The sequence below is a fragment of the Desulfonatronum parangueonense genome (assembly GCF_054656975.1).
Genome location: NZ_BAAHXH010000003.1, coordinates 1,523,758 through 1,547,911, shown reverse-complemented (window position 1 = coordinate 1,547,911; position 24,154 = coordinate 1,523,758). Strand labels below are relative to the sequence as shown.

The window sequence follows — 24,154 nt, the reverse complement described above, 5'->3', positions numbered from 1 at the left end:
ATAGAAATATCAATGCATATTACTCAACAAAGCGTCTCTCGGCCGATTTTTACCATTATGATCGTGCTGATCGTAATGATTTTAGGCGGAGTATCCCTGTCGCGGCTGCCCATCGACCTGATGCCGGAGCTGACCTTTCCCACCCTGACTGTTTCCACGAATTACGAAAACGCCAGTCCCGAAGAGATGGAGGAACTGGTTACCCGCATTGTGGAAGAAGCCGTGGCCGCGGTTCCGGGAGTGGAGGAGATCACCTCCATTTCCTCCGAGGGCCAAAGTTCCGTGCGGGTTTCCTTTGCCTGGGGAACGGACCTGGATGCCGCATCCAACGACATTCGGGACCGGTTGGACCGGATCACCGGTCGCTTGCCGGATAACGCGGATCGGCCGCAATTGCGCAAATTTGATGCGGCCCAGTTTCCGATCTTGATCATGGGGGCGTCCAGTCGCCTTGATCCGGTGGAAATGCGCCTGGTGATCGACAACCAGATCAAGCAGCGCATCGAACGGATCCCGGGAGTGGCCGCGGTGGACATCTGGGGCGGACTGGAGCGGGAAATCCAGGTCAACGTGCATCCGGACCGGGTCCGGGCTTTGGGACTTTCCCTGGAGCAGATCGTTCAGGCCATTCGGGAGGCCAACGTCAACGTACCTGCCGGAACCATCCAGCAGAATCAATTCGAAGTCACATTACGCACTCCCGGCGAATTTACCAGCATCCAGGAACTCAGCGCCGTGGTGGTTGCGGTTCGGGCCGGGGCGCCCATCTATCTGGCCCAGGTGGCGGACGTTCTGGACGGGCATCAGCGCCGGACCAGGATCATCCGCATCAATGGCGAACCCGGCGTGCGCCTGGCCGTGCGCAAGCAGGCCGGAACAAACACGGTTCAGGTCGCGCAGGCCGTGCTTCGCGAGTTGGATCGCATCCATGCGGATGTCCCACAGATCCAGATCACGCCGATCATCGACACGTCCAAATACATCCAGCAGTCCATCAACAATGTCGGTCGCTCCATCCTCTTCGGCGGAACGCTGGCCATTTTCGTGCTGCTTTTTTTCCTGCGCAACATCCGCAGTACGTTGGTCATCGCCATGGGAATCCCCATTTCCATCATTGCCACGTTCACCTTGATTTACTTCGGGGGATTCACGTTGAACCTGATGACCCTGGGAGGACTGGCCCTGGGGGTGGGAATGATGGTGGACAACGCCATCGTTGTCTTGGAGAACATTTACCGGCTCCGGGAAAAAGGCGGGGAGGGCAGGGCAATCGCGGTCCAGGGCACCGAAGAGGTCTCCGCCGCGGTTACGGCCAGCACCATCACGACCCTCGTCATTTTTCTGCCCATGGTCTTTCTGGAAGGAATAGCCGGAGTCATGTTCCGGCAATTGGCCTATGTGGTCGCCTTTGCCCTGATCTGCTCCCTGCTGGTGGCCCTGACCGTGGTGCCCATGTTGTCGGCGCGCCTGTTGAAGCCGGTAGCCGCAACGGGTTCCCCGGGCGGTTCCGGGTTCTTGGACCGCGCTTTCGTCGTCAGCGGCCGGATGTTTCATGCCCTGGAAACAGCATACCTGGGGTTGCTCAAAGGGGCTCTGCGTCACCGCTTGCTGGTTCTGGTCCTGGTTGTGGTCTTGTTTGGCGGCGCATTGTCTCTGATACCGCGAGTCGGCACGGAATTCATGCCCAGCGCGGACGAGGGCGAAGTGCGGATCAATGTGGAAATGGAGGTGGGTACCCGGCTGGATGTCGTGGATGCGCAGGTGCTTCGGATCGAGCGGATCGTCCGGGAAATGATTCCGGAAGCCGAGAACATGGTGGTGAACGTGGGCGCTTCGGGCTGGCGAGCAGGGGGGGGAGCCCGCGCGGATATTCGCGTGGCTCTGGTTCCCGCCGCTCAGCGCACCCGCAGCAGCGAACAGATCGCGGCTGCTCTGCGGCCGGCCTTGTCCGGCATACCCGGCACTGTGGTGCGCACCCGGGCCGGGCAGGGGTTGTTCATATTTCGGATGGGCGCCGGGGACGGAGATACCCTGGCCGTGGAAGTGCGGGGCTGGGATCTGCAACGTCTGGATGCCCTGGCCGCCGAGGTCTCCACGCGCATGGAGAGAGTGGACGGAATCACGGACGTGCGGGTCAGTCGTGAGGCCGGGGCGCGTCAGGAACTTGTACGTATCGATCGGAACAGGGCCGCTGATCTGGGCTTGTCCGTCACGCGCATCGCGCGGACCCTCGAGACGGGCATTGCCGGAACGCGGGCCGCGAACTACCGCGAAGGAGGCTTCGAGTACCGGATCATGGTCAAGCTGGCTGAAGCCGAGCGCATGAGCATCGAGGACATTCTGGACATGACCCTGACCAATGATGCCGGCGAGCAGGTTCTGCTGCGCAATGTGGTCGTGGTGGAAAGCGGACGTGGTCCCACCCAGATCGACCGCAAGGACCAGCAGCGGATCGCTTCGGTTTCCGCGGCCATCAGTGGTCGGGATCTGGGATCCGTGGTGGCTGATTTGCGCGAGCACTTGCGGGAGATTCCCGTGCCCCGTGATTATGAAATCGTTTTTGCCGGGGATTACGAAGAGCAGCGCGAAGCATTCAGTGAACTGGCCCTGGCGCTGGTCCTGGCCCTGCTTCTGGTCTACATGGTCATGGCGTGTCTGTATGAGTCCCTGCTCGATCCGCTGGTGGTCATGTTCGCCGTGCCGCTGGCAGCCATCGGCGTGGTGTTGGTCCTGCTGGCAACCGGAACGACCTTCAATGTTCAAAGCTTTATCGGCTGCATCATGCTTGGCGGCATTGTGGTCAACAACGCCATTCTGATCGTGGACCAGTCCTCGCATCTGCGGCGGAATCAGGGCATGACGCCCATGGACGCCGTGCTGGAGGCAGGACGGCGCAGATTGCGCCCGATCTTGATGACATCTCTGACAACGGCCTTCGCGCTGACGCCTTTGGCTTTGGGCTGGGGAGAAGGCGCCGATGCCCAGGCCCCCATGGCCAGAGTGGTTATCGGCGGGCTGGTCAGCTCCTCCATGATCACCCTGGTGGTCATTCCCGTGATCTACACCCTGTTCTACAGAGTCCGGAGCGCAACTCGTCAGGCCGAGCACAGGGCAGCGCCGGCGTGAATCACAACATGATACATGCAGAGTCTCCTAAGGAAGCAGTATTTATTCTATCACATTCCAGCCTTGAACTTTGTCTATATCTCACAATAAAGAAGATGTGGTTCAAATATAAACGCGCATTCGAAGTCCAGGTTGCCTTGATTTTGCAACCTCGCGAAGTCCTCGGCGAAATCTCAAGATCCGTCGCCTGTTTCAACTTTTTGGGATGAATGTTGGCATAGAGAGACTTGATCCCGAATGAGAGAATCCTGGCTCAGTCAGACACGCGGGACTGTAAATCTAGGTATTCCCGGTTCTTTCCCTGTCCGCCTCAAGGACTACTGGAATTGATACAGTCTAATTTGGTCAATGGTACTATGAATATGTACTTGACTTGCGGACGCATCCTGCTAAATAGGTCTTTGCCTTTCGATGTGATCTATTATTTGTTTATAGTTGAGCATTGAAACGCATCAGCACATATAAAAAACAGGAGATCGTAATGGATGAATTTGTAAAGCAGGCACTTGAGATAGTGAAAGCACAGGCTGGCATTCGCGCCATGACTGAAGAAGAAATGACGTCCATGGTCGTGAAAATCGCCGCGAGTTTGAGAAGTGTTGCCGACGGTAGCCCTTGCGTTGGACCTGCTGTTGAGGCAACTGCCGAATCACATGGCGATCCAAAGAAGGCCATCAAGGAAAAATCCATCACCTGCCTGGAGTGTGGAAAAACCTTCAAGGTCCTGACAAAGAAGCACTTGGCGACTCATGATCTGACTGCCGACGAGTATCGTGAAAAACACGGGTACAAGAAGAAAACGTCACTCATCGCCAAATCTCTTTCCAAAGCCCGTCGCAAGAAGATGCAGGAGATGGAGTTGTGGAAGAAAAAATCAGTCAAGGCGAAGTCGTAAACTTCACATGTAACTACTCGGCCTGATAGGGAAGAGGTTATCTTGGCTCAAACTCATGGCAAGCATGCCCTGAATTCCCGCCTTGGCGAGAATGGCTTTCTTTTTATACCGCCTCCGGGCCAGCCATCTCCGCGAAAACGGATACCCAATCCGGCTATGTCTCGGGTGAGCTGAGTAGGTATTTTTACATCAAATTATTTAGGGGATACTTCTCAACAGGAAGTATCCCCTTTTTTATGGAGCCAAATTACAAGGTTGTCGGCTCGTTTACTCCCCCAGTGGTTCATGCAACTTTCATCATACGTGTATGACTACTCAGTAAATTGCGGTTGCTGAGTTTGGCATCAGAATCGGTGTCGGTGTCGGAAGCGAAGCCATATTCAGATTTTGAAGGCGATTATGACCCCGATCCCGACAAGCAGGACCTCAGCTGAGTAGTTGCCTATCTGTTCGGTAGAGCCTGGACGCATCATGCCTTGCCCGGCGGGGAGGACAGAATGTCGATGATGGTTTCGGCCACTTCCGTGATGGGCATGAGACGTTCCGCCCCGCCCCGAGACTACGAGATCGGTCAAGAGCGAGGAAGCAGAGCGATGCCGGACAGCGGCAGAAAGGGTGGGTCAAATCTCTGAGAGTTGAGGTTCAGAGGTCCTTGCTTGCCGGTTTCAGGTTCGGTGAGGCAACATACGGTTCAAATCGGGCGGATTCAGTCTTTTCCCGCTTCAACACGGCCAAAGAGGCTGGCGTATTCGGTTTTCAGGACGCACAGCAGGTCCGCGAACCGGCCATAAGATGCTCCAAAATTGGGCGCGGACCGAGTACAGGACGGCGGAAACCGCCCACCCTCCTGGCTGAAAAAGACAAATGATCCCAGGTATTTTAATGCGCCGGGTGGCGGTGGACTTCCGTCGACCTGTACGAGTTGTATTCGCGGCGGGTGGTTTCGTGGTGACCTCCTCTGTCCCATGGGACACTCAAGTCTTTGAGGTCACGAATAATTCAACCTTCGTATCCCGTGTTCAGCGTCCGCAACGGCAGGCTGAAGTGGACCGCGGTGCCCTGGCCCGGTTCGCTCTCCACGGCCAAAGAGCCGCGCATCAGGTGGACCAGCCGCTGGGCGATGGTCAGGCCCAGGCCAGTCCCTCCGTGGCGTCGATGAAAGGAGCCGTCGGGTTTGACAAAGGGCTGGAAGATACGTTCGACTTGGTCGTCGGGAATACCGATGCCCGTGTCAATTACGGAGAACAGCACATGCAGGAATCCCTCTCGGCCTCGTGACACGGCGCTTATTTCCAGCAACACGGATCCGGCGTCCGTGAATTTGATCGCGTTACCCACCAGGTTGAACAGCACCTGGCGCAGGCGGGCCAGGTCTCCGATCAAGATTGCGGGCAGGGATGGATCGACGACGCAACGGGAGTCCAATCCCTTTTCCTGGATGGCCATGCTGAATAGCTCGGCCAGGGAGTTGCACAAATCGTCGACCTGAAACGGGGCCGAATGGATGACCATGTTTCCGGATTCGATACGGGTCAGATCCAGCAGTTCAGAAAGCAGATGGGCCAGTCGTTGAGAGGATTTCAGGGCCATGTCCACGAACTGTCTGGCTTCCTCGTCCAGCGGAGCGTCCTGCAGCAGATGCATCACGCCCACCACGCCATTGAGCGGGGTGCGCAGTTCATGGCTGAGATTGTTCAGGAACTCGCTCTTGGCCCGGTCCGCGGCCTCCGCGGCTTCCTTGGCCTGGATCAGGGCCTGCTTCTGGTTGCGTTCCGCGGTGATGTCGCGGACCACGCTCTGGACCAGGTTGTCGTTGACCAGCCGATCCCGGACCTGCACGTCGAAGTACGTCCCGTCCTTGCGCCGGCAACGGTGCTCTCCCGTGACTATGTGTTGCTGACAAACGCCCTGGAACAATTGCCCCATGACGTCCGGGTCGTCGGGGTGGGTCAGTTGGCGTGGATGCAGGGTGCGCAGCTCGTCCAGGGTGTAGCCGTACATGTCCTGGGCGGCCTGGTTGGCGTTGATGATGCGGCCCTTCAGGTCGTGCAGAAAAACCCCTTCGGACGATTTCTCGAACAGGGCCCGATAGCGTTCCTCGCTTTCCCGGGCCTTTTGATACAGCTCCCGGTTGCGCTGCTCGACGCGGCGCTGTTCCGTGATGTCCCGGCTGATGGACAGGACGGTGCGCACCCGGCCCTGGTGGTCGAATTCCGGAACCAGCCGCCAGTTGTGGACGGCCGGGCCATGTTTGGTCTCGAACTGAAAGTCCGTTTCAAAGCCCTGGCCCGTGGCGAACACGCCGTGAATGGCCTGGTCCCAGAACCGGGCCCGTTCCTCGGGAAAGCCCATTTCCCGGTGGGTTCTGCCCAGAAAATCCCCGGGCTGGAAATCCACCACGTCGCTGACGTTGTCCGAGACGAACAGATGCCGGCCTTCCCGGTCAAAGCGCATCACGTAGTCCGGCAGCCCTGCCACCAGAGCCCGGTAGTGCTCCTCCCGTTCCCGAGCCTCGCCCTCGGCCCGTTTGCGACCGGTGAGATCCACGTCGATGCAGAAGAACTCCCTGGAGCCATCGCTCTTGCTGACAACGGCATGGCTGGAGAGCAGATGAATTGGTGATCCGTCCTTGCGCCGTAAGGTAACCTCCCCGGCCGGCGGGGCCGTTCCGGTTTGGACCATGTGCTCAATGGCGGCCAGGACCGCTTCGTTGAGGTTTTCCGGGATGATCAGGTCCACCAGGTTGCGGCCCAGGGCCTCCTGGGCCGAATAGCCGTAGAACATCTCCGAGGCCCGGTTCCAGTAGACCGTGGTTCCATCCTCCGCGTAACCCTGCACCGCCACATTGTGTACGTTTTCCAGCAGATTGTGAAACCGGGCTTCGCTGTGTTGCAAGAGCTCATCCTGACGGTGTCGAAGTTCCGCTTCCAGACGTTTGCGCTCCGTGACATCCATGGCCACGCCGATAAGTTCGCCGCCGTGCGGAACGGCCTGGGTCAAGCGGGCCTGATCGTGCAGCCAGCGCCATTGACCGTTTTTTGTTCGAATGCGGTATTCGATGTTGATGGGGGTCCCCTGCATGCCGGATCGGATGGCCTTTTCAACCTTGTCGGCATCCTCGGGATGGATGGATCGGTTCCAGAGCATGGGATCGCTGATGAGTTCCCGTTCGGAATAGCCAAGGATGCGCTCTACATGCGGAGACCAGATTGCCGTGCCGCCAATTCCGGGAACAAAAGAATACAAAATCGCCGGGACCGCATGGACAAGGCGTTCCATCTGCTCAGTCTTTTCCTGGGCCCGGACCTCGGCCTCCTCGCGCAAGGCCAGCTCCGCGGCCAGCTTGCGGGTCTTCTCCTCCACCACCCGTTCCAGCTGCTCCCGGCTTTGCAGAAGCTGGCCATGGAGGCCCTGCCATTCGGTGATGTCCTGAAAGCACAGCACAGCATGCAAAGGATGGTCGTGCTCGCCGAGAAACACTTCGGCCTGGACACGCACGCGTATTGTTGCTCCGCGCTTGCGGATCATGTCAAGGGACATGGGGCGGGGCGGGGAACCGTCCAACAGTTGGGTGTGGAACTGAAGAAAATGGCTTTTGTCGGCGGTGGAGACGTGACGCAGAAAAGTGGACAGGGAGGCTTCCGGCTTCAGTGCATGGTAGCCGAGCAGACGACAGAGGCTCTCGGACCAGACTTCCTTCCCGGCTTGAAAGTCTATCAGCCAGACCCCCCCGGACCGGATGTGCCGCTCCGGCCCGGAACTCGTTCCATCGAAAAAGAGGTTGATGGGTAAGATGTCCAAGATTCCGCAAATTTTTTCAAACAGCGGCAGGGACGGGTTGCGGCTCCCCCGTTCCAGCTGCCCTACGTATTGCTTGCTGACGCCCAGTTCCTGGGCCAGCAGCTCCTGGGTCATGTTTGCCAAAGAGCGATAAAACCTGATCCTGTCTCCCAAAACGTGTGCGAGCATTCGATTCTCCTTCATTTTGGGACTATCCCAAGAATGGAGAGTTTGCCAAGCAATTGGAAGCTTTCTTTCTTGGAATCTGACACTTTGAGAATCAATAAAATTAAAGAAAAAATTGACCTGGTAAGCTATAATTGGCGAAAATGGGGAAATACATCGAATTCGATGGTTTCTTGTTGCAGTTGTGCAATGTTCGATATTGCCATACATCGGACAAGAATGCCCCAGAGTGTAAGTCTTTAAGTGCGATGTATAAACGGCTACAGAAGGATTATCAGCCGTAGGTGTAGGATAGAGAGCTGGTGAAAACTCTGAATGTGTCTACCTGATTAATGTGTAACCGATTGCCTGCGCCACGGCTATGTGACGGCCGGCGCAGCGTCTACAGGAGGCGGTAGTGGCGGAATATGGAGAATGGGTCCGGAAAGGTGCGGTCTTGAGCGACGTTACCGCGGAGAAGGAGTACAAGATCAGTCGGGATTTTATTCATCAGGGCATCAATCTCGGAAAGCTCGAGTTTCGGGAAGCCTCTATCTGGGGCAACCCTTTTATCAAGATTCTGCGCAGTCAGCTTGAAGCCTATATCGCTGAGGAGTTTGGGAAGGAATATTTGGTCGAGGTCAAGGGCAAAGCCGAACTACGGACAATCAAGAAGGACATCAATACGCTGAAAAAGAAGCTGAAAGAACTGGAAGGGCGTAAGGCCGAGCTGGAGGCGCTCTTGAAATGAGGGAATATTGCCTGGAGGGAAACGAAGGCGAACGACACCGGGCAGGATGGGTGGGATGTTGCGCAATGGTTGGAGCTTGTCGTGCCACCTCATATTCGCTGCGCCAACTTTCTGAATTTTTCAATGAAGGTGCTAGTTCGTTCCCATGAATTGAATTCAGCTCGAAACTCGCTGACCTTTTCCTGAACATAATTCGCGGGCAGCAGTTCCGTATCCAGAGCTGGAACGAGGTAATCCCAATATTCATCCGTGTGGGGTTTGAATAAATCATGCTCGGAGGCAAGTTTGCCGAGTTTCGTACCTGGCAGCGGCTGATACACGAAAGCAGCCGCTGCATCCGGCATTATCAATCTGTTCAGCTCTATTGTCCGCTCAAGGTGTCTTGGGGTCTCAAAAGGCATTCCAAAGATGTTGTAGGTGACGAGCATTACGTTGTGCTTGCGCAATGTTTCAGCGCCGTGAAGAATTTCACTGTTGGTCATATGTCTATCGAGATAGTCGGATCTGTACTGTTCATCACCTGATTCCAGACCAAAAAAAACCAGCGACAGGCCGGTGTTCGCAAGGTTTTTTATAATATCCTCCGAGCAGCGATCAATTCGCGCATTTATTGAAAATGGCAAATCGATGTTATGTTTATACAGGTCACAGAATTCTTCTATCCAACTCGATGACTTGATGAACATTTCATCCATAAATTCCAAGAATTCAGGATTATAACGATGTGTGTAGCGCTTGATGAAGTCAACCGCAACTTCTGGAGAATACTTCCGCAAATATTTTTTTTTGCCTCCCAGAATTTCCATGAATGATTTGTTGTTGCAATATGTGCAACCGTATGGACACCCTCGGCTTGTTATCGCCGGCAAGGAAAATACTCCTGTAAATGCGAAACTGCCGGTTATTTTTTCTTGCAGGGGCTGGTTTCGTTCTTGATGAAACAGATCCAAGTTAAGATAAGGGTATTTATGAATATCTTCATTACACCATGGCTTATTCATGTTTTTCGCAGAGCTTGATTTGAAACGCAGGCCAGGAATTTCAAGAAAAGGTTTTGTCGACAGGGCGTCTAAATTGCGGATGAGATCTATCATGGGTTGTTCGCCGTCACCAAGGCAAACTGCGTCAACACCTGGAAACGCCAAAATCTCATCTGGACAGAGGATGGCATGACAACCCCCAACGACGATAAACCCATTGAACACGGACGAGAGACCCGAGATCACTTTTTGAATTCTGTGCCAATTGAAGGTCATCACTGAAAACGCGACAATCATAGGCTGTTTTTCCAAAATTCTCTCAATGGTCTCTTCAACAGTATCAAAATGTTTGCCTTTGATCTCTCGAAATATGACCAGGCTCGAATTCACTTCGCGATTCTGGATGGCGGAAGACAACAAGGCTATCCCCAAGTGATATTCCATATCAGTTGTATGATAGCAGAATACAACGTTTTTCATAGGTTGATTCCTTGGCAAAGAAAGACGCGGACACTAATGGGAAATCTGAATACACAGGCACCGTTGTGTTTAAGAACTTATCCGGCAGTTATTGAACAAGTCTCGTATATCCCAGATTATGTGATTACGTGTCAATGTGTTTTATTTCACAAACAGAAATTCACATCCATGATCTTTCGAGGTCAAGCAGCAAACAGGTCAAAAATGGCACAATAAAGCCACTTAAAACAGCCATAGTGCTGTTGCGCTTCTTCGAGCATTGGGGGCGGGTAAGAGTCATCGCGGCAATTTTCTCGAAGTGTCTTGTTTGCGTATTCAGTCTTACTTCGCAGAGGCCGAGAAAAAGCAAGTTTTTCTGCATTGGAGAAAGGCCTGGGCGGGATCAATGTTCATTTTATTACGCTTCAGAAAGCTCGGGTGAGTAAAAATATTACTGCGTTTTATCGAGAGACTCTTGTGCTTTCGCTTTCAGTTGTTCCTCAAGTTGTTTCAGGCTACCGGCCATTGAGTTTACGAACTGCGCGGCTTGATTGATCGGGATAATCAGGGTGCCTGCTTCTGACTGCGTGTTGTCCGGACCGTTCTGTATCATTGTGATGCGGAGATTGTTGTTGGAAAAGCTGACTTTGCTGATTCCATCGGTGAAAATATGCATTGTTGCTCCTTATTGAAATTTGATCATGTCATCATCGCCGATGACAAAGCCAAGGGTGTCGGCGGTCTGGACGGGAGTATAACCTTTGAGTGGGCCGCGCCGAAGGTTGGCCAGAGACAGCAAGTGGGCGTAGATTAAGGGCAAAGCGCCACTATCACGAAGTTTGTTAAATTCAACGTGGGGCATTTGGTTTAGTTTTTTTTCATTGATCACTTGTAAACCGGTGAGTTGCGAGTCTTCCTTTCCTTGAATCTTGACACGTATCACTTGGTCGGTCATCAAGTCAGCATCTCTGATCAACTGCACTATGCGCTTGGTGACAGGCTCGGCTTTCTGCATCTCTTTCAGCAGGCTCATTTTGTTTGAAAGAGTTGTCGAAGGTGAATTGCCGACGAAGAGCGGGTCGCCTTCCGCTGTATTGATCATGGGCGCTTCAATATCTACGGCAATGCCGAATTGTTCTGGATTTTGTGGGTTATGCACCAAACTGAAAGGATATGCTCGGATGCGGCCAGGGACATATTCTGCGAGCCACTCACCATTCTCCATGCCAACATACGCATTGACTCCCTGCATGACACCCAACAATGCACATGGAATTGACTTGCCTTTTATGAACACAAGCGGGAATTCTCTGGCTATGTCCGCCATTTCTGAAAAGACCACGGGGGTAATAGTTTAGCGCTTTGCATCGGTCCTTACATTAGGCAGCCATCGCCAAGTCCTGCTTCATTTTTTGCAAGTGCCGTTTCTCGATGGCTTTGACGGCAAGCTCTTTGACATATTTAACCTACACGCAGAAATTCAACCGGGCTCACGGAAGGGTAGGGCATGTTTTCAGGGGCGGTTCAAATCCATTGTGGTTGACAAGGATTCCCATCTATTGGAGTTGTGCCGCTATGTCGTCCTTAATCCGGTTCGGACAGGATATGGATCGACAACGCTGGGATGCGTTCTAAATTCTTTAACAGGGCTGAGCAGATCTGTCAGGGGGAGCATTACGCGTTTCTGTAAATCGGGATGCGAGCATTACGCATTTTTTGATGAGCTTCACCCATTTAGATCGCCCCTTCAGGGCTGGATAAACTAACTCATTGATATCCCAGGGCGTTGCCCTGGGCTGTATTTGCCCCTCCTTCGGAGGGGTGCCCGAAGGGCGGGGTGGTTTAGGTTGAAAAGTAAGGACATGTAGCGTTTTTGTACTTCTCTTCGGCACCACCCCGTCAGGCTTCGCCTGCCACCCCTCCAAAGGAGGGGAATTCTTGACCCCGTGCCCGAAGGGCGGGGTGGTATTAAATTCTGTTTCGTCCTTTCAGGGCTTGATTTCAGCCCCAAAGGGGCGACATGTTATATCCCAGGGCAACGCCCTGGGACAACGATGGGAAAGCAGAACTGTGTCATAAACGCGTAATGCTCCCTCTGTCAGGAACCTTGACTTTTTTGGACATACTGTTCAACCAAACATGAAAACTTGGAGAGACGCCTTGGGCCTGCAATCGGAAAAGATGATTTATGAATTTAAAACATATTGGAAAAATTATGTTTTTCAGAGTATTGCCGCAACTTTGACCATCTTCATCCTTCTTCTCGTAGTCAGCATCCAGGAAAAACCGGTCATTATCGCGTCCATAGGCGCAAGCGCGTTTATTGTCTTTGCCATGCCGGGATATTTTACCGCGCAGCCGAGAAATCTGATCGGAGGGCATCTTGTAGGAATGATCTGCGGCTTCCTGGCATCTTCTGTACCGCTTCAGCCCTTCCTGCCGGATAATATCGCCATTTCCCTGGTGTATTCCCTGGCTGTGGGAGTATCAATCTTTATAATGGTGGTTATTGATGCTGAACATCCCCCTGCCGCGGGAACCGCGCTGGGAGTGGCCATAGCCGGTTTTTCCCTGAAGGTCGTGCTTACCATCCTAATCAGCATAATCATCCTTTCGTCTGCTCATTATCTTTTCAGACGGCACTTGAGAGATTTAACCTGAATAGACGTGCGGGAATGGATTCATTCTTCAACGCTTATCGTCCATATTTACCGCAATACGGCGAAGATATCCCGGCACAGAGGGTCGATGAGCGATGAGCGGTCCTCCAGATTCCAGAACGCTCCCTGGGTTCAGTTGTCGGGCCGTGAGGCTCGGCCGGTCTTCTGGGGGCGGTAGCGTGGACACACTTCAACGGATGAGCCGCAACAAGGCCCTTCAGCCGACTCGGCAGCTTTTTCGCCCGAACGGATGAAGGTTGTTGTTCGGTCTCATTGAGAAACCAGGGACAAGCTCAGGCACACAAGCAGAAATGCCGGATGAATCCCCGGCGGAAGAGGATGGCGCGCCAGGACCGTCTCAGGTCCGCCAAGGCGACCGGGTGGGTGAGTCGTTATAGTGGAAAGAACATCATCAAAAGCTATGCACGGTGGTTTGCGGTGGACCTGTTGTGCGCGGTCATCGAACTTCGCATGCTGGGAGTGAGTATCAACCTGGAGCGAGAAGTTCAGATAAAGGCAACGATCGAAGCTCGGGCAGCCGAAAAACAACGGAAGAAGGCGGCGACGGAAGCCGGGTGCGAAGACATCTGTGCGGATTTCGGACAATACACCGATTCACTATAGACAGCTGAAGAACTGTTTACCAATGCGGTAAATCAGTCATGGCAGTGTCTGTCTACCTTGAACAGGCCGGATTGCTTCGATCATTGTGAGGCGGGAAATGAAAGACGATTACCAAGCCATCTACGAGACGCTATACCGGATATACCAAAAGCATCGGCGGAAATATCGAAAGAACCCCGACTCCAGGCAGATGTGCTGCATTTGGTCGACGTACTCCCCGCCGGACATCATCGAGGACACTCCCCCATTCAACGACATTGAAGATGCCTTCGGCATCATCATTGACGAGGACACCGCGTTGATGCTCTACGACATGCATTTGGACGAAGCGGCAAGGAAGATCATGGACATGAGGATTGAGCAGCTCCCAAAATGACCGACATCCTCCCCATAAACACCGTAGATCCTCCCCAAGCCCAACCAAAACCCGAACAAAAAGCCCATGACGTCATCAGCGGCTGGTGAAGGTCGACATCTGAAGGATAAACTAGGTATGAGCGCACGAATCCAGAATGACAGCAAGCAACTCGCGGCATTGGGCAAGTTGATTGAGGAGATCACCGTCGACGCATACGGCGATGATGAGCAGCTTTGGGCTTTTCGGCAAGCCATGGAGGATGACATGGCGCTGCCGGTGGATGGGTTTGTCATCGGAGAGCCGGTTTCGGTGATCGCAATTGACTACGATGGCAATGAACGGCGCGGGTTGACGGCGAGATGCCGACGAGAAAACGGTTCCGAGTATGATGTAGCTGTCTCCGAGGTCGAGTTGTCCCGGGCATCCGCTGGGGCTCTTTACATCGCCGCCTACCGAAAGTGGCTCAACCTCGACCCGTACCCTGTCGAAGCCAGGGTACCCTCCCGAAGCCCGCGACAACATAAGGCGGCAGACGATGACATCGACCTGGGCAAACCCGTCGAACTGGTCGCGCTATTGGTCAAGAAACGTGCCATCCGGTGCCGTTTGTTGGGAAGCGAGCGGATCATTACCTTGCGCGCGGACCGAATTTGGGAAGTGGCGCCTGGCGCAATCGTCACGATATTGCCCCGAAAGCAGTGGCGTTACGGCGGTCATCCATATCTCTCAGGCGAGATGCAGTCGACCCGAATCGACATCAAGGCTCTCGATCTCGTGCCATTGAGGCTTGAGAATATGGGCATGTGGGACCCCAAGGAGGAGTACTGGGGAGGAGAAGGCGAACCCATCGAGAAATGGGCCAAGCCGATCATCGCTCACGGCCCCCGCCCCATGTTCGAGATGGAACAGGTGCTGCCCGGCGAGGATCCAGACGATCCTTTCGATGATCCCATCACCCGGTCGAACGATCTTGAACATGCCGGTGAGCGGGCAGAGGCGTTAAAGCTTTTAATGGAACTGTGTCAGGCGGACCTGCGTTGTCTCGACGCCCATTCTCACCTGGGCAGTTTTGTCTTTGACCACCGTCCCCAGGATGCGATCCTGCATTTCGAAGTCGGCCTGCGCATTGGCGAACTGTCTTTGGGTGACGGCTTTACCGGCGTTCTGCCGTGGGGCCTTATCGACAATCGTCCATTTCTACGATGTATGCACGGTTATGGATTGTGTCTCTGGCGGCTTGGGCGATTTGACGAGGCGGGGCACATCTTTCAACAAATGCTCTGGCTGAACCCGTCTGACAACCAGGGCGTGCGGTTTATCATTGATGATGTGAAGGCGAAAACGGCATGGTCTGCCCGGTGAGGTGGCTTTTCATTCAAAACTTCCTGCGGGTATGTACGGGAACATGTCGTGCCCTTTGATCTGATCGTACTCTTTTCCATCATTACCGTGGCCCTGGTGGTCTTCATCGGAGGCTGGCTGCGCGTGGATCTGGTGGGCCTGCTGGTTCTGTCGGCGCTGGCCCTGACCGGCCTGGTCTCGCCGCACGAGGCCCTGGCCGGGTTCAGCAGTCCGGCCGTGGTCACGGTTTGGGCCATGTTCATCCTTTCCGCGGGGTTGACGCGCACGGGCGTGGCTCATCAGCTCGGACGCCCGCTGCAAGCCTTTGCCAAGGGCAGCGAAGCAGTGCTCATCATCGCCCTGATGGTCAGCGCCAGCCTGTTGTCCGCGCTGATCAACACCGTGACCGTGGCCGCGATCCTGCTGCCCGCGACCATGGAGCTGGCCCGGCGCAGCGGGCGGCCGCCGTCCCGACTGCTGATGCCGCTGGCCCTGGGTTGCCTGCTGGGAGGTCCATTTACCGGCATTTCCACTCCGCCCAACATCCTGGTCACGGATGCGATGTTCAACGCGGGGCTGACTCCCTTCGCCCTGTTCGACTTCACGCCTATCACCGGGGTCATTGTGGCCGCGGGCATCCTCTTCGTGGTGCTCATTGGCCGCCACATGCTTCCTCAACGCAGGTCCGGACCGGACATGGACCCGCAGTTCAATCCCGGCGCCTCCTACCAGATAGATACGTACATCTTCTCCATCCGCATTCCCAGGGACTCCCCCCTGGACGGCCGTACCCTGGTGGAAAGCCGTTTGGGGTCGGCACTTTTTCTGACCGTGGTGGCGCTTCAGCGCAAGGGGGTCTTGATGCTGGCCCCCAGGCCGAGCGACCTCTTGCAGGCGGAAGACAGGTTGATCGTGCATGGGCATCCCGATCAACTCCAACGCTTCCACGGCAGCCACCATCTCCAGGTGGAACAATTGAACCGCCTTGATACCCTGGTCTGCGAATGGCTTGTCCAGACCGAGGCGCGCATCGCCCCGGGGTCGCCCCTTGTGGGGCAGACCTTGGTCCAGAGCGGACTGAGGCGGGAGCATCGGGTTCAGGTTCTGGCGCTGCATGGCGCGGATGGGACGGAAATCTCGGACCCGCAACGACATGGATTCGCCGTGGGTGACCGACTGCTGCTGCAGGGAGAACGGGAAGCCCTGGACAAGCTTGTACGCGAAGGCTTTGTCGAGGGGCTGCACCACGTTCAGGCTGGAGCCGAGCGCATGAATGCCGACGGCAGGTCCCGCTTGCTGACCGTGCGCGTCCCCAAGGGGTCAGTACTGGCGGACCATGATCTGGTGGAGAGCCGCCTGGGCAACGCCTTCGGCTTGACCGTGGTCAGCATTCTCCGCGACGATCAACTTATCTGCATGCCGTCGCCGAGGGAAAAAGTGCTGGCCGGCGACCTGCTCGTGATCCAGGGCTCCGAACGGGATTTGGATGTCCTGAAGGGATTGCAGGACCTGGAGATTGAGGAAAAAAGCCCCAGCCTGACGGCGGAACTGGAGTCCCAGCAGGTCGGCGTAACCGAGGTCCTTCTTTCCCCCAGAACAAATCTTGCGGGGCGCACCCTGGCCGATCTGCTGTTCCGGGATCAGTACGGCGTCAGCGTGCTGGCCGTCTGGCGAAAGGGCAAGGCTTATCGCACCGGCCTGCAGGACATGCCCCTGGAGTTCGGGGATGCCCTGCTGGTGTACGGCCCGCGGCGCAGCCTGGAGGCCGTGGCCCGCAATCCGGACTTTCTCGTGCTCGATCAAGCCGCGGCCCAGGCCCCGCGACTGGAAAAGGCCCCATTGGCCGTGGTCATCATGCTGGCCGTGATTCTGAGCGCCATTTTGGGTTTCGTGCCCATCGCCATTGCCGCGCTGACCGGTTCAGCCCTGATGGTGCTCTCGGGTTGTCTGAGCATGGAGGAAGCCTATCAGGGCATTGAATGGAAAGTGATCTTCCTGATCGCCTCCATGCTTCCCTTGGGCATGGCCGTGGAACACACCGGAGCGGCCCAGATGGGCGCCGAGGCCTTGATCGCCATGGTCGGCGACTTTGGTCCGCGCTGGGTGGTGGCCGCGCTTTTTCTGGTCACGGTGCTGGGCACCCAGGTCATCCCCACGGCGGCCCTGGTGGTCCTGATGGCGCCGGTGGCCCTGACCACGGCGGAAAGCCTGGCCATTTCACCGCACCTGTTGATGATGACCGTGGCCATCTCGGCCTCGTCCAGCTTCGCCAGTCCGCTGTCCCATCCGGCCCATCTGCTGGTCATGAGCCCGGGCGGGTACCGCTTTGTGGACTACATGAAGCTGGGTATCCCCCTGACCGTCATTTCCTGGCTGATGTGCGTGTGGCTGCTGCCCATATTCTGGCCAGCCTAGCAAGCGGCCGGGTGCAAAATGATCTTTGACCCGGCAGAATATTTATCTTGGGAATTAAATCATATGTTTATAGAAATAACAGAAAACGACGTTCTTGTTGGTGTCGAATTTTCATTGCTGAATCGCGAAAAGGATTTTAAGGACGATATAAAAATAAGCTTATCCGAAACATGTCCTAAAGATCAAAGAAAATTATTTCATGCTGATCAAGTGAGTTTGGGATGCTGGTAGTATGCACGCATTGAAATGGACATCTATCTTCGAAACCGCACAAAAAGAATATCCGGTTCAGGTAATATGAAACAGGAAGAGAGCATCGAGAGCCACGTGGGCTGACGGATTACATGCTTTTTGCGACACTGGATGGCGCTGGATACCGGCTATGCGCGCTTGCTCAAAGCCTGGCAGAGCAAACACCAGCGGCGTAGAAATTTGTGGAAGGAGATGCAGGCTTTGGGTTTGCCGACGACACTCGGTTCCGGCTGATTCGGCACTTGCGAACATTTCAGAGCAATTTGTCTCAGGCTGGTTTACCTACGCTGCATTCCTCGGAGAGCTGTTTCTTGATTACATATCCTTGAAGGGATCGACTTGATCGTAAAGCACTGTTTGACAGGTCCTCGAGAACCTGACAATGGTCATTAAAATGATCTTGAGTATGTTTTGAGGACAGTATAATGGCCACACCAGGCGAACGAATTCCAAGAGCCTATTCGCGATACAGTACCGAAGCCGTGAGCCTCTTGGGGCGGCTTATCCGTCTGTACCGGGGTAGGCGCAGGATGACGGCCATGGATCTGGCGGATCGAGCCGGTATTTCCCGGACCACGCTACGCAAGATCGAATCCGGCGACATGAAGTGCGAAATCGGCCTCGTGTTCGAAGTCGCGGCCTTGGTCGGAGTGCCCTTGTTCGCGAACACATCCCTGCCGCTGCATGATCTGCGGGAGCACATCGAAGCCAAGATCGCGCTTTTGCCGCAATCCGTGCGTTCTGGCTCGGGTGAGGTTCATGACGATTTCTAGGCGCGACACGTTCACGGAAGCTTTTGTCTGGGTTTGGCTCCCGGAAGAGACAGAACCCGTGGTGGCCGGACGCCTTGTTGGCGTCCAGGGCGAGACCCTGATCTTTAATTATGGACGGAGCTACCTGGAACGAGAAAACGCCATCCCGTTGTACGACCCGGAACTGCCCTTGCAAACTGGACAAATATCACCGCCACCGGGTTTGCGCATGCCCGGCTGCATCCGTGACGCCTCACCTGACGCTTGGGGGCGACGGGTCATTCTTGGTCGGTTGTTCAGTCGGCTGGAACGGAGGATGTCCGGCAAGACCGAGGATGTCGGACAGGTGGATGAACTGACCTATCTGCTGCACTCCGGCTCCGATCGAATCGGTGCGTTGGATTTTCAACATTCAGCCACGATTTATGAACCTCGATCCGCCGGAATGGTCTCGCTGGAGGAACTCCTGGAAGCGGCCGAACGCGTGGAAAAAGGACTCAACCTTTCCCCGGCCCTCGATCAGGCCTTGCACCATGGCACCTCCATCGGCGGAGCGCGTCCCAAGGCCCTGGTGGACGATGCGGACGGAAAACACATCGCCAAATTCTCCTCTTCCACGGACCTGTACGCCGTGCTCAAGGCCGAGTTCATCGCCATGCGCCTGGCCCATCACTGCGGATTGAACGTGGCGGGAGTGCGCATGGCCCGGTCCGCAAACAAGGACGTCCTGCTCATCGAGCGCTTTGACCGGGTGCGAGTCCCCAAACAAGTCCCCGGCGGTTGGCGGCGCAAAGCCATGGTTTCGGCTCTGACCATGTTCGCATTGGACGAAATGATGGCCCGGTATTCCTCCTATGAACAGTTCGCCGAATTGATCCGGCACCGTTTCACGAACGCCTCGGCAACCTTGCGCGAACTCTTCGCAAGACTGACCTTCAACATCCTGGTCGGCAATACCGACGACCACGCCCGCAACCACTCCGCCTTCTGGGACGGCCGGATGCTCACCCTCACTCCGGCCTACGACATCTGCCCCCAGGGACGAACGGGCCGTGAGGCTTCCCAAGCCATGCTCATTCTGGGCGACAACCGGTTGAGCAAGCTCTCTCTCTGCCTGGATGCCGCGCATCTTTTTCTGCAATCCGAGACCAGCGCCTGCGCGTTGATCGAAGGGCAGATCAAAGCCATTGGCGAGCATTGGCGTGCAGTTTGCGATGAGGCGGGCTGCGGTGCGCTGGATGAAAAAATGATGTGGGGTCGCCAGTTTCTGAACCCTTTTGCTTTCGAAGATCTTCGCGGATCACGCTTGTGGCTGCGTGAGCTTGCCGAGGATGTCCGAAATGCTTCGGATGGTCGGGTTTGATGCACGTATGGAAAACCGCGGCGATACCGGGAGCGGTCATACCGGGCTCAAAGCCCAGCCCCAGATCAAAGCAATGACGTTGGCTGAAACTCACGGCTTCGCCCTGCCCACCCAATGGCGAGTCCCTCTGGTTGATTATGCCGGCAGGGCAAATATTATGTACTGAAGAGCAGTACATAATAGGAGGCGCCAGATGGAAACTGTCAACGTAAAACAGTTTCGCTCAAACATGAAAGATTATGTCGAACAAGCTGCCCGTGAGCATGAGCCGCTTAAAGTGACCCGCCGCAAAGGGGGTGACTTTATTGTCATGAGTGCGGAAGATTGGGAACGAGATCAGGAAATCCTTTACGTTCTTCAAAATTCCAGTCTGATGAAACAGATTGCCGAAGCTGCCCGCACACATGGGGAGCGTTCCGGTTACACGCCAACGGATGGGGAAATGAATGAGATCCTTGGTGTTTGAAGGGGAAACATGAGCTATCTACGAAGAGCTCAGAACAAAGGATACGCGTTTGCATAAAGCCCTTTGTACACTTCTCAAAGAGATGCTTCGTGGGGATCCGACCACAGGCACGGGGAAGCCCGAGCCCCTTCGACACAACCTTTCCGGCTTTTGGTCACGCAGGTTAAGCCAGAAAGACCGCGTCATTACAAATTCGATGATGATTACGTATATATTTTCGCAATTGGCGGTCACTACAATCAAATTTGAGTCCCGCTAATCACGGCGCGGCCCTACGAACACCGAGATGGGGCCGGACCGAGGGGATGACGGATGCGCGAAAAGCCCCGACAGCATGTCCGCCGTCCACATTTTAAATTCCTCGACTACGACACTGGCTGCCGCAAGTCCGTAACTCTCAGTATCAAAAAAATCGAGATCAAATGATGGGTGCAAGTACGGCTTTCGTGGCGCTGGCGGCTCTTTTCTGGGGATTGTCCGGCGGGATCGGCGGAATTCTTATGGCCGCCGGCTGGGATGCGTTCGTGGTTTCATTCTACCGGGGCGTGATCGGACTGCTGTGCGTCCTCGTCTGGCTCTTGCTGCGTCCGTGCGGCAGTGGGCTGACGGATCGCCGGTTATGGTTCTGGTCGGTGATTGCCGGTCTTGGCGTAGCAGGCAACTTTTCTTTTTATTTCGTGAGTATCGGCCAGGGAAGCGTCGCGGTTGCGGCGACGTTGATGTACTGCGCACCTGTGTTCGTGTACCTCGTGTCATTCGTCCTGAAGCTGGAAAGGCCCACCCCGCTGAAGTGGGCAGCGATCGCGGTGGTGATGCTCGGCATCGTGTTGCTCACGGGGATTTACGATATCGCCGCAAGCGGCGTCACGGCGGTGGGCGTGGGCGCCGGGCTGCTTTCCGGGCTGTCCTACGCAATTTTCATTTTCGGCTTCAAGTATGCGGCGCCGCACGGCAGCCCGCAGGCGATTCTCGCCATTGCGTTTGCGGTACTTGCCGTCATCCTGATCTGGCCGGGGGATGCCGACCAGGCCGCTGCGGTTCTGCGTACTCCGGATTGGCCGTTGTTCGTGGTGCTGGGCGTATTCGGCGCGGGATTGTCCTTCGTTCTTTATATCATCGGCCTAAAGCATACGGCGCCGGCCGTGGCCTCGATCGTGGCCACGGTTGAACCGGTCACCGCGGCGCTGTTCGGAGTCGTGATTTTGAACCAAACCCTGATTGGTCCGCAAATTTTGGGCATGGGGCTGATATTGGTCACCGTGACCGCGCTGAGCATAATTTCCCGATCCGCAAGACCACCTTCCGATCTAGTGGTCCGTTGACAAATTTCCAATTGCAGCGTCGAGTTCATGTATGGCAAAGATCAAGAAAAGCGGTTCTTCGGCTCAAAAGCGGGCGTGAGCGTCATGGCACATACATTCTTGGCTGGAAAATGACGGCCTTTTTTGGAGTTGTTTTTTGAATATTCAGATGGTTAGTTCTCTCCGGCCCCAAATTCAAAGAGGTTAATTTTATCAAACAGAATCGTGGGTTGAGTATGGGGTTCGTGGCACTTGCAGCATTATGTTGGGGACTGTCAGGCGGGATTGCCGGCATTCTCACGGCCCAGGGCTGGGACCCGGTTGTGGTGTCGTTCTACTGGGGCGCCATCGGGCTTTTGGTCGTTCTCGTCTGGCTAGCGTTGTGTCCGGGTGGGAGCGGATTGACAAGTAGTCGGCTATGGTTCTGGTCGACGATTGCCGGTGTGGGCGTAGCCGGCAACCTCGCATTTTATTTAGTAAGCATCGCGGAGGGCAGTGTCGCGGTTGCGGTGACCCTGATGTACTGCGCACCAGTGTTCGTCTATCTCGTGTCCTTCACACTCAGGCTCGAAAGACCCACTGTGCTCAAGTGGGGCGCGATGGTGATGGTCATGCTTGGCGTTGTGCTGCTGACAGGTATTTACGACATTGGAGCTGGCGAAATTACGCTGCTTGCCACCGGCGCAGGGCTGCTTTCCGGCCTGTCCTATGCAGTATTCATTTTTGGATTCAAATATGCGGCACCCCACGGCAGCCCACAGGCGATTCTTGTGATAGCGTTAGTGGTACTCACAATTATACTCATATCTCTGAGCGATGCCGATCAGGCCATGGGAGTGCTGAAAGCACCGAGTTGGCCACTATTCGTGTTGTTGGGGGTGCTTGGCGCCGGATTTTCGTTTATTTTCTATATCGTCGGCCTGAAACATACCACACCGACTGTAGCGTCCATTGTGGCCATGGTTGAGCCGGCCACCGCTTCGCTCTTCGGCATTGTGATTTTGAAAGAAAGTCTGGCCGCACTACAACTCTTCGGTATGGGACTGATTTTGGTCACTGTCACTGTTCTGAGTGTATATTCAAGCTCTCAAAGTGAGTCTCTTACGACGAAACCACATGCCAAGTAGTTTCCATCCGGAAACTCCTTGTTTCCGGATGCTGAAATAGACGTCAGTCGCTGATTCAGCGACTGGTGATGGCCGGCATCAGGAAGGAGAAAGATGGATGAGCGCGCGAATCCGGAAAGAAGGCAACGAACTTGAAGCATTGGACAAATTGATTGAGGAGATCACCGTCGACGCATACGGCGATGATGAGCAGCTTTGGGCTTTTCAGCAGGCTTTCGAGAATGAGATGGCATTGCCGGCCGATGGGTTTGTCATTGGGGAGCCGGTTTCGGTGATCGCAATAGACTACGATGGAAACGAACGTCGCGGCCTGACAGCAAGATGTCGACGAGAAGACGGTTCGGAATATGTCGTTGCGATCCCCGAGGTCGAGTTGTCGCAGGCATCCGGGGGTGCTCTTTACGTTGCCGCCTACCGCAGGTGGCTCAACCTCGATCCTTATCCTGTCGAAACCAAGAAACCCTCCCGACGCCCGCGGCAACACAAGGCGGCAGACAATGACATCGACCTGGACAAACCCGTCGAATTGGTCGCTCTATCGGTCAAGCGTACCATTCGGTGCCGTTTGTTGGGAAGCGAGCGGATCATTACTTTGCGCGCGGACCGAATATGGGAGGTGGTGCCTGGCGCAATCATCACGGTAGCGCCCCGAAAGCAGTGGCGTTACGGCGGTCATCCGTATCTTTCCGGCGAGATTCAGTCGACTCGAATCGACATCAAGGCCCTCGATCTTGTGCCACTGGGGCTCGAGAATATGGGCATGTGGGACCCTAAGGAGGAGTACTGGGGAGAAGAAGGCGAACCCATCGGGGAATGGGCCAAGTCGATCATCGCTCACGGGCCCCGACCGATGTTCGAGATGGAGCAGGTGCTGCCCGGCGAGGATTCTGACGATCCTTTCGATGATCCCATCATCCGGTCGAACGATCTGAAACATGCCGGCGAGCAGGCAGAGGCGATGAAGATTTTAATGGAGCTGTGTCAGGCGGACCTGCGGTGTCTCGACGCCCATTCTCATCTGGGCAGTTTTGAATTTGACTATCGTCCTAAGGGCGCCATCCAGCATTATGAAGTCGGCCTGCGCATTGGCGAATTGTCCTTGGGTGACGGCTTTACCGGCGTTCTGCCGTGGGGCTTTATCGACAACCGTCCATTTCTGCGCTGTATGCACGGTTATGGGTTGTGTCTCTGGCGGCTTGGGCGTTTTGAGGAGGCGGAGCACATCTTTCAACAAATGCTTTGGCTGAACCCATCCGACAACCAGGGCGCGCGGTTCCTCATCGGCGAGGTGCAGGCGAAAACAGCCTGGGAAGATCGAGAAGTCGAGTGAAACAAGGTA

Annotated in this window: 20 protein-coding genes; 16 read left to right on the top strand and 4 right to left on the bottom strand. The window is 55.3% G+C overall.

Annotated features, from left to right (window positions below):
• Positions 1 to 12 precede the first annotated feature (12 nt).
• Positions 13 to 3,126 carry an efflux RND transporter permease subunit gene (locus ACYQ15_RS07140; RefSeq protein ID WP_459936833.1) on the top strand — a complete coding sequence of 1,038 codons (3,114 nt, stop codon included), beginning with the start codon at positions 13 to 15 and terminating at the stop codon, positions 3,124 to 3,126.
• A gap of 481 nt (positions 3,127 to 3,607) precedes the next feature.
• Positions 3,608 to 4,021 (top strand): Ros/MucR family transcriptional regulator, encoded by a 414-nt coding sequence (locus ACYQ15_RS07135; protein ID WP_459936832.1) that lies wholly within the window; start codon positions 3,608 to 3,610, stop codon positions 4,019 to 4,021.
• 999 nt (positions 4,022 to 5,020) lie between these two features.
• On the opposite strand, the gene ACYQ15_RS07130 is transcribed toward ACYQ15_RS07135, so the two are convergent.
• On the bottom strand, positions 5,021 to 7,990 hold the full coding sequence (locus tag ACYQ15_RS07130) for a PAS domain S-box protein (RefSeq protein WP_459936831.1): 2,970 nt from the start codon (positions 7,988 to 7,990) through the stop codon (positions 5,021 to 5,023).
• 394 nt (positions 7,991 to 8,384) lie between these two features.
• Between ACYQ15_RS07130 and ACYQ15_RS07125 the strand changes: the two genes are divergently transcribed.
• Positions 8,385 to 8,717, top strand: coding sequence for a hypothetical protein (locus ACYQ15_RS07125; RefSeq protein WP_459936830.1), 333 nt, complete (start codon positions 8,385 to 8,387; stop codon positions 8,715 to 8,717).
• 89 nt (positions 8,718 to 8,806) lie between these two features.
• Here ACYQ15_RS07125 and ACYQ15_RS07120 read toward each other — a convergent pair whose 3' ends face one another.
• From ACYQ15_RS07120 to ACYQ15_RS07110, 3 genes are all read right to left on the bottom strand, one after another.
• The gene (locus ACYQ15_RS07120; RefSeq protein ID WP_459936829.1) at positions 8,807 to 10,177 is read right to left on the bottom strand and encodes a B12-binding domain-containing radical SAM protein; all 1,371 of its coding nucleotides are present in this window, start codon (positions 10,175 to 10,177) and stop codon (positions 8,807 to 8,809) included.
• A gap of 430 nt (positions 10,178 to 10,607) precedes the next feature.
• Positions 10,608 to 10,832, bottom strand: a complete 225-nt coding sequence (locus ACYQ15_RS07115; protein WP_459936828.1) for a hypothetical protein — start codon at positions 10,830 to 10,832, stop codon at positions 10,608 to 10,610.
• A 9-nt stretch (positions 10,833 to 10,841) separates the two neighbouring features.
• The gene (locus ACYQ15_RS07110; RefSeq protein WP_459936827.1) at positions 10,842 to 11,498 is read right to left on the bottom strand and encodes a SapC family protein; all 657 of its coding nucleotides are present in this window, start codon (positions 11,496 to 11,498) and stop codon (positions 10,842 to 10,844) included.
• An 818-nt stretch (positions 11,499 to 12,316) separates the two neighbouring features.
• Between ACYQ15_RS07110 and ACYQ15_RS07105 the strand changes: the two genes are divergently transcribed.
• The 13 genes from ACYQ15_RS07105 to ACYQ15_RS07045 all read left to right on the top strand — a co-directional run bounded on the left by ACYQ15_RS07105 (position 12,317) and on the right by ACYQ15_RS07045 (position 24,145).
• Positions 12,317 to 12,817 carry an HPP family protein gene (locus ACYQ15_RS07105; protein WP_459936826.1) on the top strand — a complete coding sequence of 167 codons (501 nt, stop codon included), beginning with the start codon at positions 12,317 to 12,319 and terminating at the stop codon, positions 12,815 to 12,817.
• 338 nt (positions 12,818 to 13,155) lie between these two features.
• Positions 13,156 to 13,440 carry a hypothetical protein gene (locus tag ACYQ15_RS07100; protein WP_459936825.1) on the top strand — a complete coding sequence of 95 codons (285 nt, stop codon included), beginning with the start codon at positions 13,156 to 13,158 and terminating at the stop codon, positions 13,438 to 13,440.
• 97 nt (positions 13,441 to 13,537) lie between these two features.
• Positions 13,538 to 13,816, top strand: coding sequence for a hypothetical protein (locus tag ACYQ15_RS07095; protein ID WP_459936824.1), 279 nt, complete (start codon positions 13,538 to 13,540; stop codon positions 13,814 to 13,816).
• A gap of 117 nt (positions 13,817 to 13,933) precedes the next feature.
• Positions 13,934 to 15,160, top strand: coding sequence for a hypothetical protein (locus ACYQ15_RS07090; RefSeq protein WP_459936823.1), 1,227 nt, complete (start codon positions 13,934 to 13,936; stop codon positions 15,158 to 15,160).
• A gap of 48 nt (positions 15,161 to 15,208) precedes the next feature.
• Positions 15,209 to 17,554: an SLC13 family permease gene (locus ACYQ15_RS07085; RefSeq protein ID WP_459936822.1), complete on the top strand. Its 2,346-nt coding sequence runs from the start codon at positions 15,209 to 15,211 to the stop codon at positions 17,552 to 17,554.
• A gap of 18 nt (positions 17,555 to 17,572) precedes the next feature.
• Positions 17,573 to 17,785 carry a hypothetical protein gene (locus ACYQ15_RS07080; protein WP_459936821.1) on the top strand — a complete coding sequence of 71 codons (213 nt, stop codon included), beginning with the start codon at positions 17,573 to 17,575 and terminating at the stop codon, positions 17,783 to 17,785.
• 446 nt (positions 17,786 to 18,231) lie between these two features.
• Positions 18,232 to 18,579: a helix-turn-helix transcriptional regulator gene (locus tag ACYQ15_RS07075; protein ID WP_459936820.1), complete on the top strand. Its 348-nt coding sequence runs from the start codon at positions 18,232 to 18,234 to the stop codon at positions 18,577 to 18,579.
• Positions 18,566 to 19,921, top strand: coding sequence for a type II toxin-antitoxin system HipA family toxin (locus tag ACYQ15_RS07070; protein ID WP_459936819.1), 1,356 nt, complete (start codon positions 18,566 to 18,568; stop codon positions 19,919 to 19,921). Before ACYQ15_RS07075 ends, ACYQ15_RS07070 begins: the two co-directional genes overlap by 14 nt.
• 193 nt (positions 19,922 to 20,114) lie before the next feature.
• On the top strand, positions 20,115 to 20,387 hold the full coding sequence (locus ACYQ15_RS07065; protein WP_459936818.1) for a type II toxin-antitoxin system Phd/YefM family antitoxin: 273 nt from the start codon (positions 20,115 to 20,117) through the stop codon (positions 20,385 to 20,387).
• Positions 20,388 to 20,403: 16 nt separating this feature from the next.
• Positions 20,404 to 20,646 (top strand): type II toxin-antitoxin system YoeB family toxin, encoded by a 243-nt coding sequence (locus ACYQ15_RS07060; protein WP_459939553.1) that lies wholly within the window; start codon positions 20,404 to 20,406, stop codon positions 20,644 to 20,646.
• Between the two features lie 163 nt (positions 20,647 to 20,809).
• The gene (locus ACYQ15_RS07055) at positions 20,810 to 21,709 is read left to right on the top strand and encodes a DMT family transporter (protein ID WP_459936817.1); all 900 of its coding nucleotides are present in this window, start codon (positions 20,810 to 20,812) and stop codon (positions 21,707 to 21,709) included.
• A 215-nt stretch (positions 21,710 to 21,924) separates the two neighbouring features.
• Positions 21,925 to 22,815: a DMT family transporter gene (locus ACYQ15_RS07050; RefSeq protein WP_459936816.1), complete on the top strand. Its 891-nt coding sequence runs from the start codon at positions 21,925 to 21,927 to the stop codon at positions 22,813 to 22,815.
• 97 nt (positions 22,816 to 22,912) lie between these two features.
• On the top strand, positions 22,913 to 24,145 hold the full coding sequence (locus ACYQ15_RS07045; RefSeq protein WP_459936815.1) for a hypothetical protein: 1,233 nt from the start codon (positions 22,913 to 22,915) through the stop codon (positions 24,143 to 24,145).
• Positions 24,146 to 24,154 lie beyond the last annotated feature (9 nt).

Bases quoted from the DNA above. Each gene is read 5' to 3' on its own strand.
- ACYQ15_RS07140 (WP_459936833.1), top strand. From the start codon at position 13: ATGCATATTACTCAACAAAGCGTCTCTCGGCCGATTTTTACCATTATG.
- ACYQ15_RS07135 (WP_459936832.1), top strand. From the start codon at position 3,608: ATGGATGAATTTGTAAAGCAGGCACTTGAGATAGTGAAAGCACAGGCT.
- ACYQ15_RS07130 (WP_459936831.1), bottom strand. From the start codon at position 7,990: ATGCTCGCACACGTTTTGGGAGACAGGATCAGGTTTTATCGCTCTTTG.
- ACYQ15_RS07120 (WP_459936829.1), bottom strand. From the start codon at position 10,177: ATGAAAAACGTTGTATTCTGCTATCATACAACTGATATGGAATATCAC.
- ACYQ15_RS07115 (WP_459936828.1), bottom strand. From the start codon at position 10,832: ATGCATATTTTCACCGATGGAATCAGCAAAGTCAGCTTTTCCAACAAC.
- ACYQ15_RS07100 (WP_459936825.1), top strand. From the start codon at position 13,156: ATGGCGCGCCAGGACCGTCTCAGGTCCGCCAAGGCGACCGGGTGGGTG.
- ACYQ15_RS07095 (WP_459936824.1), top strand. From the start codon at position 13,538: ATGAAAGACGATTACCAAGCCATCTACGAGACGCTATACCGGATATAC.
- ACYQ15_RS07090 (WP_459936823.1), top strand. From the start codon at position 13,934: ATGAGCGCACGAATCCAGAATGACAGCAAGCAACTCGCGGCATTGGGC.
- ACYQ15_RS07080 (WP_459936821.1), top strand. From the start codon at position 17,573: ATGATCTTTGACCCGGCAGAATATTTATCTTGGGAATTAAATCATATG.
- ACYQ15_RS07075 (WP_459936820.1), top strand. From the start codon at position 18,232: ATGGCCACACCAGGCGAACGAATTCCAAGAGCCTATTCGCGATACAGT.
- ACYQ15_RS07070 (WP_459936819.1), top strand. From the start codon at position 18,566: ATGACGATTTCTAGGCGCGACACGTTCACGGAAGCTTTTGTCTGGGTT.
- ACYQ15_RS07065 (WP_459936818.1), top strand. From the start codon at position 20,115: ATGGAAACTGTCAACGTAAAACAGTTTCGCTCAAACATGAAAGATTAT.
- ACYQ15_RS07055 (WP_459936817.1), top strand. From the start codon at position 20,810: ATGATGGGTGCAAGTACGGCTTTCGTGGCGCTGGCGGCTCTTTTCTGG.
- ACYQ15_RS07050 (WP_459936816.1), top strand. From the start codon at position 21,925: ATGGGGTTCGTGGCACTTGCAGCATTATGTTGGGGACTGTCAGGCGGG.
- ACYQ15_RS07045 (WP_459936815.1), top strand. From the start codon at position 22,913: ATGAGCGCGCGAATCCGGAAAGAAGGCAACGAACTTGAAGCATTGGAC.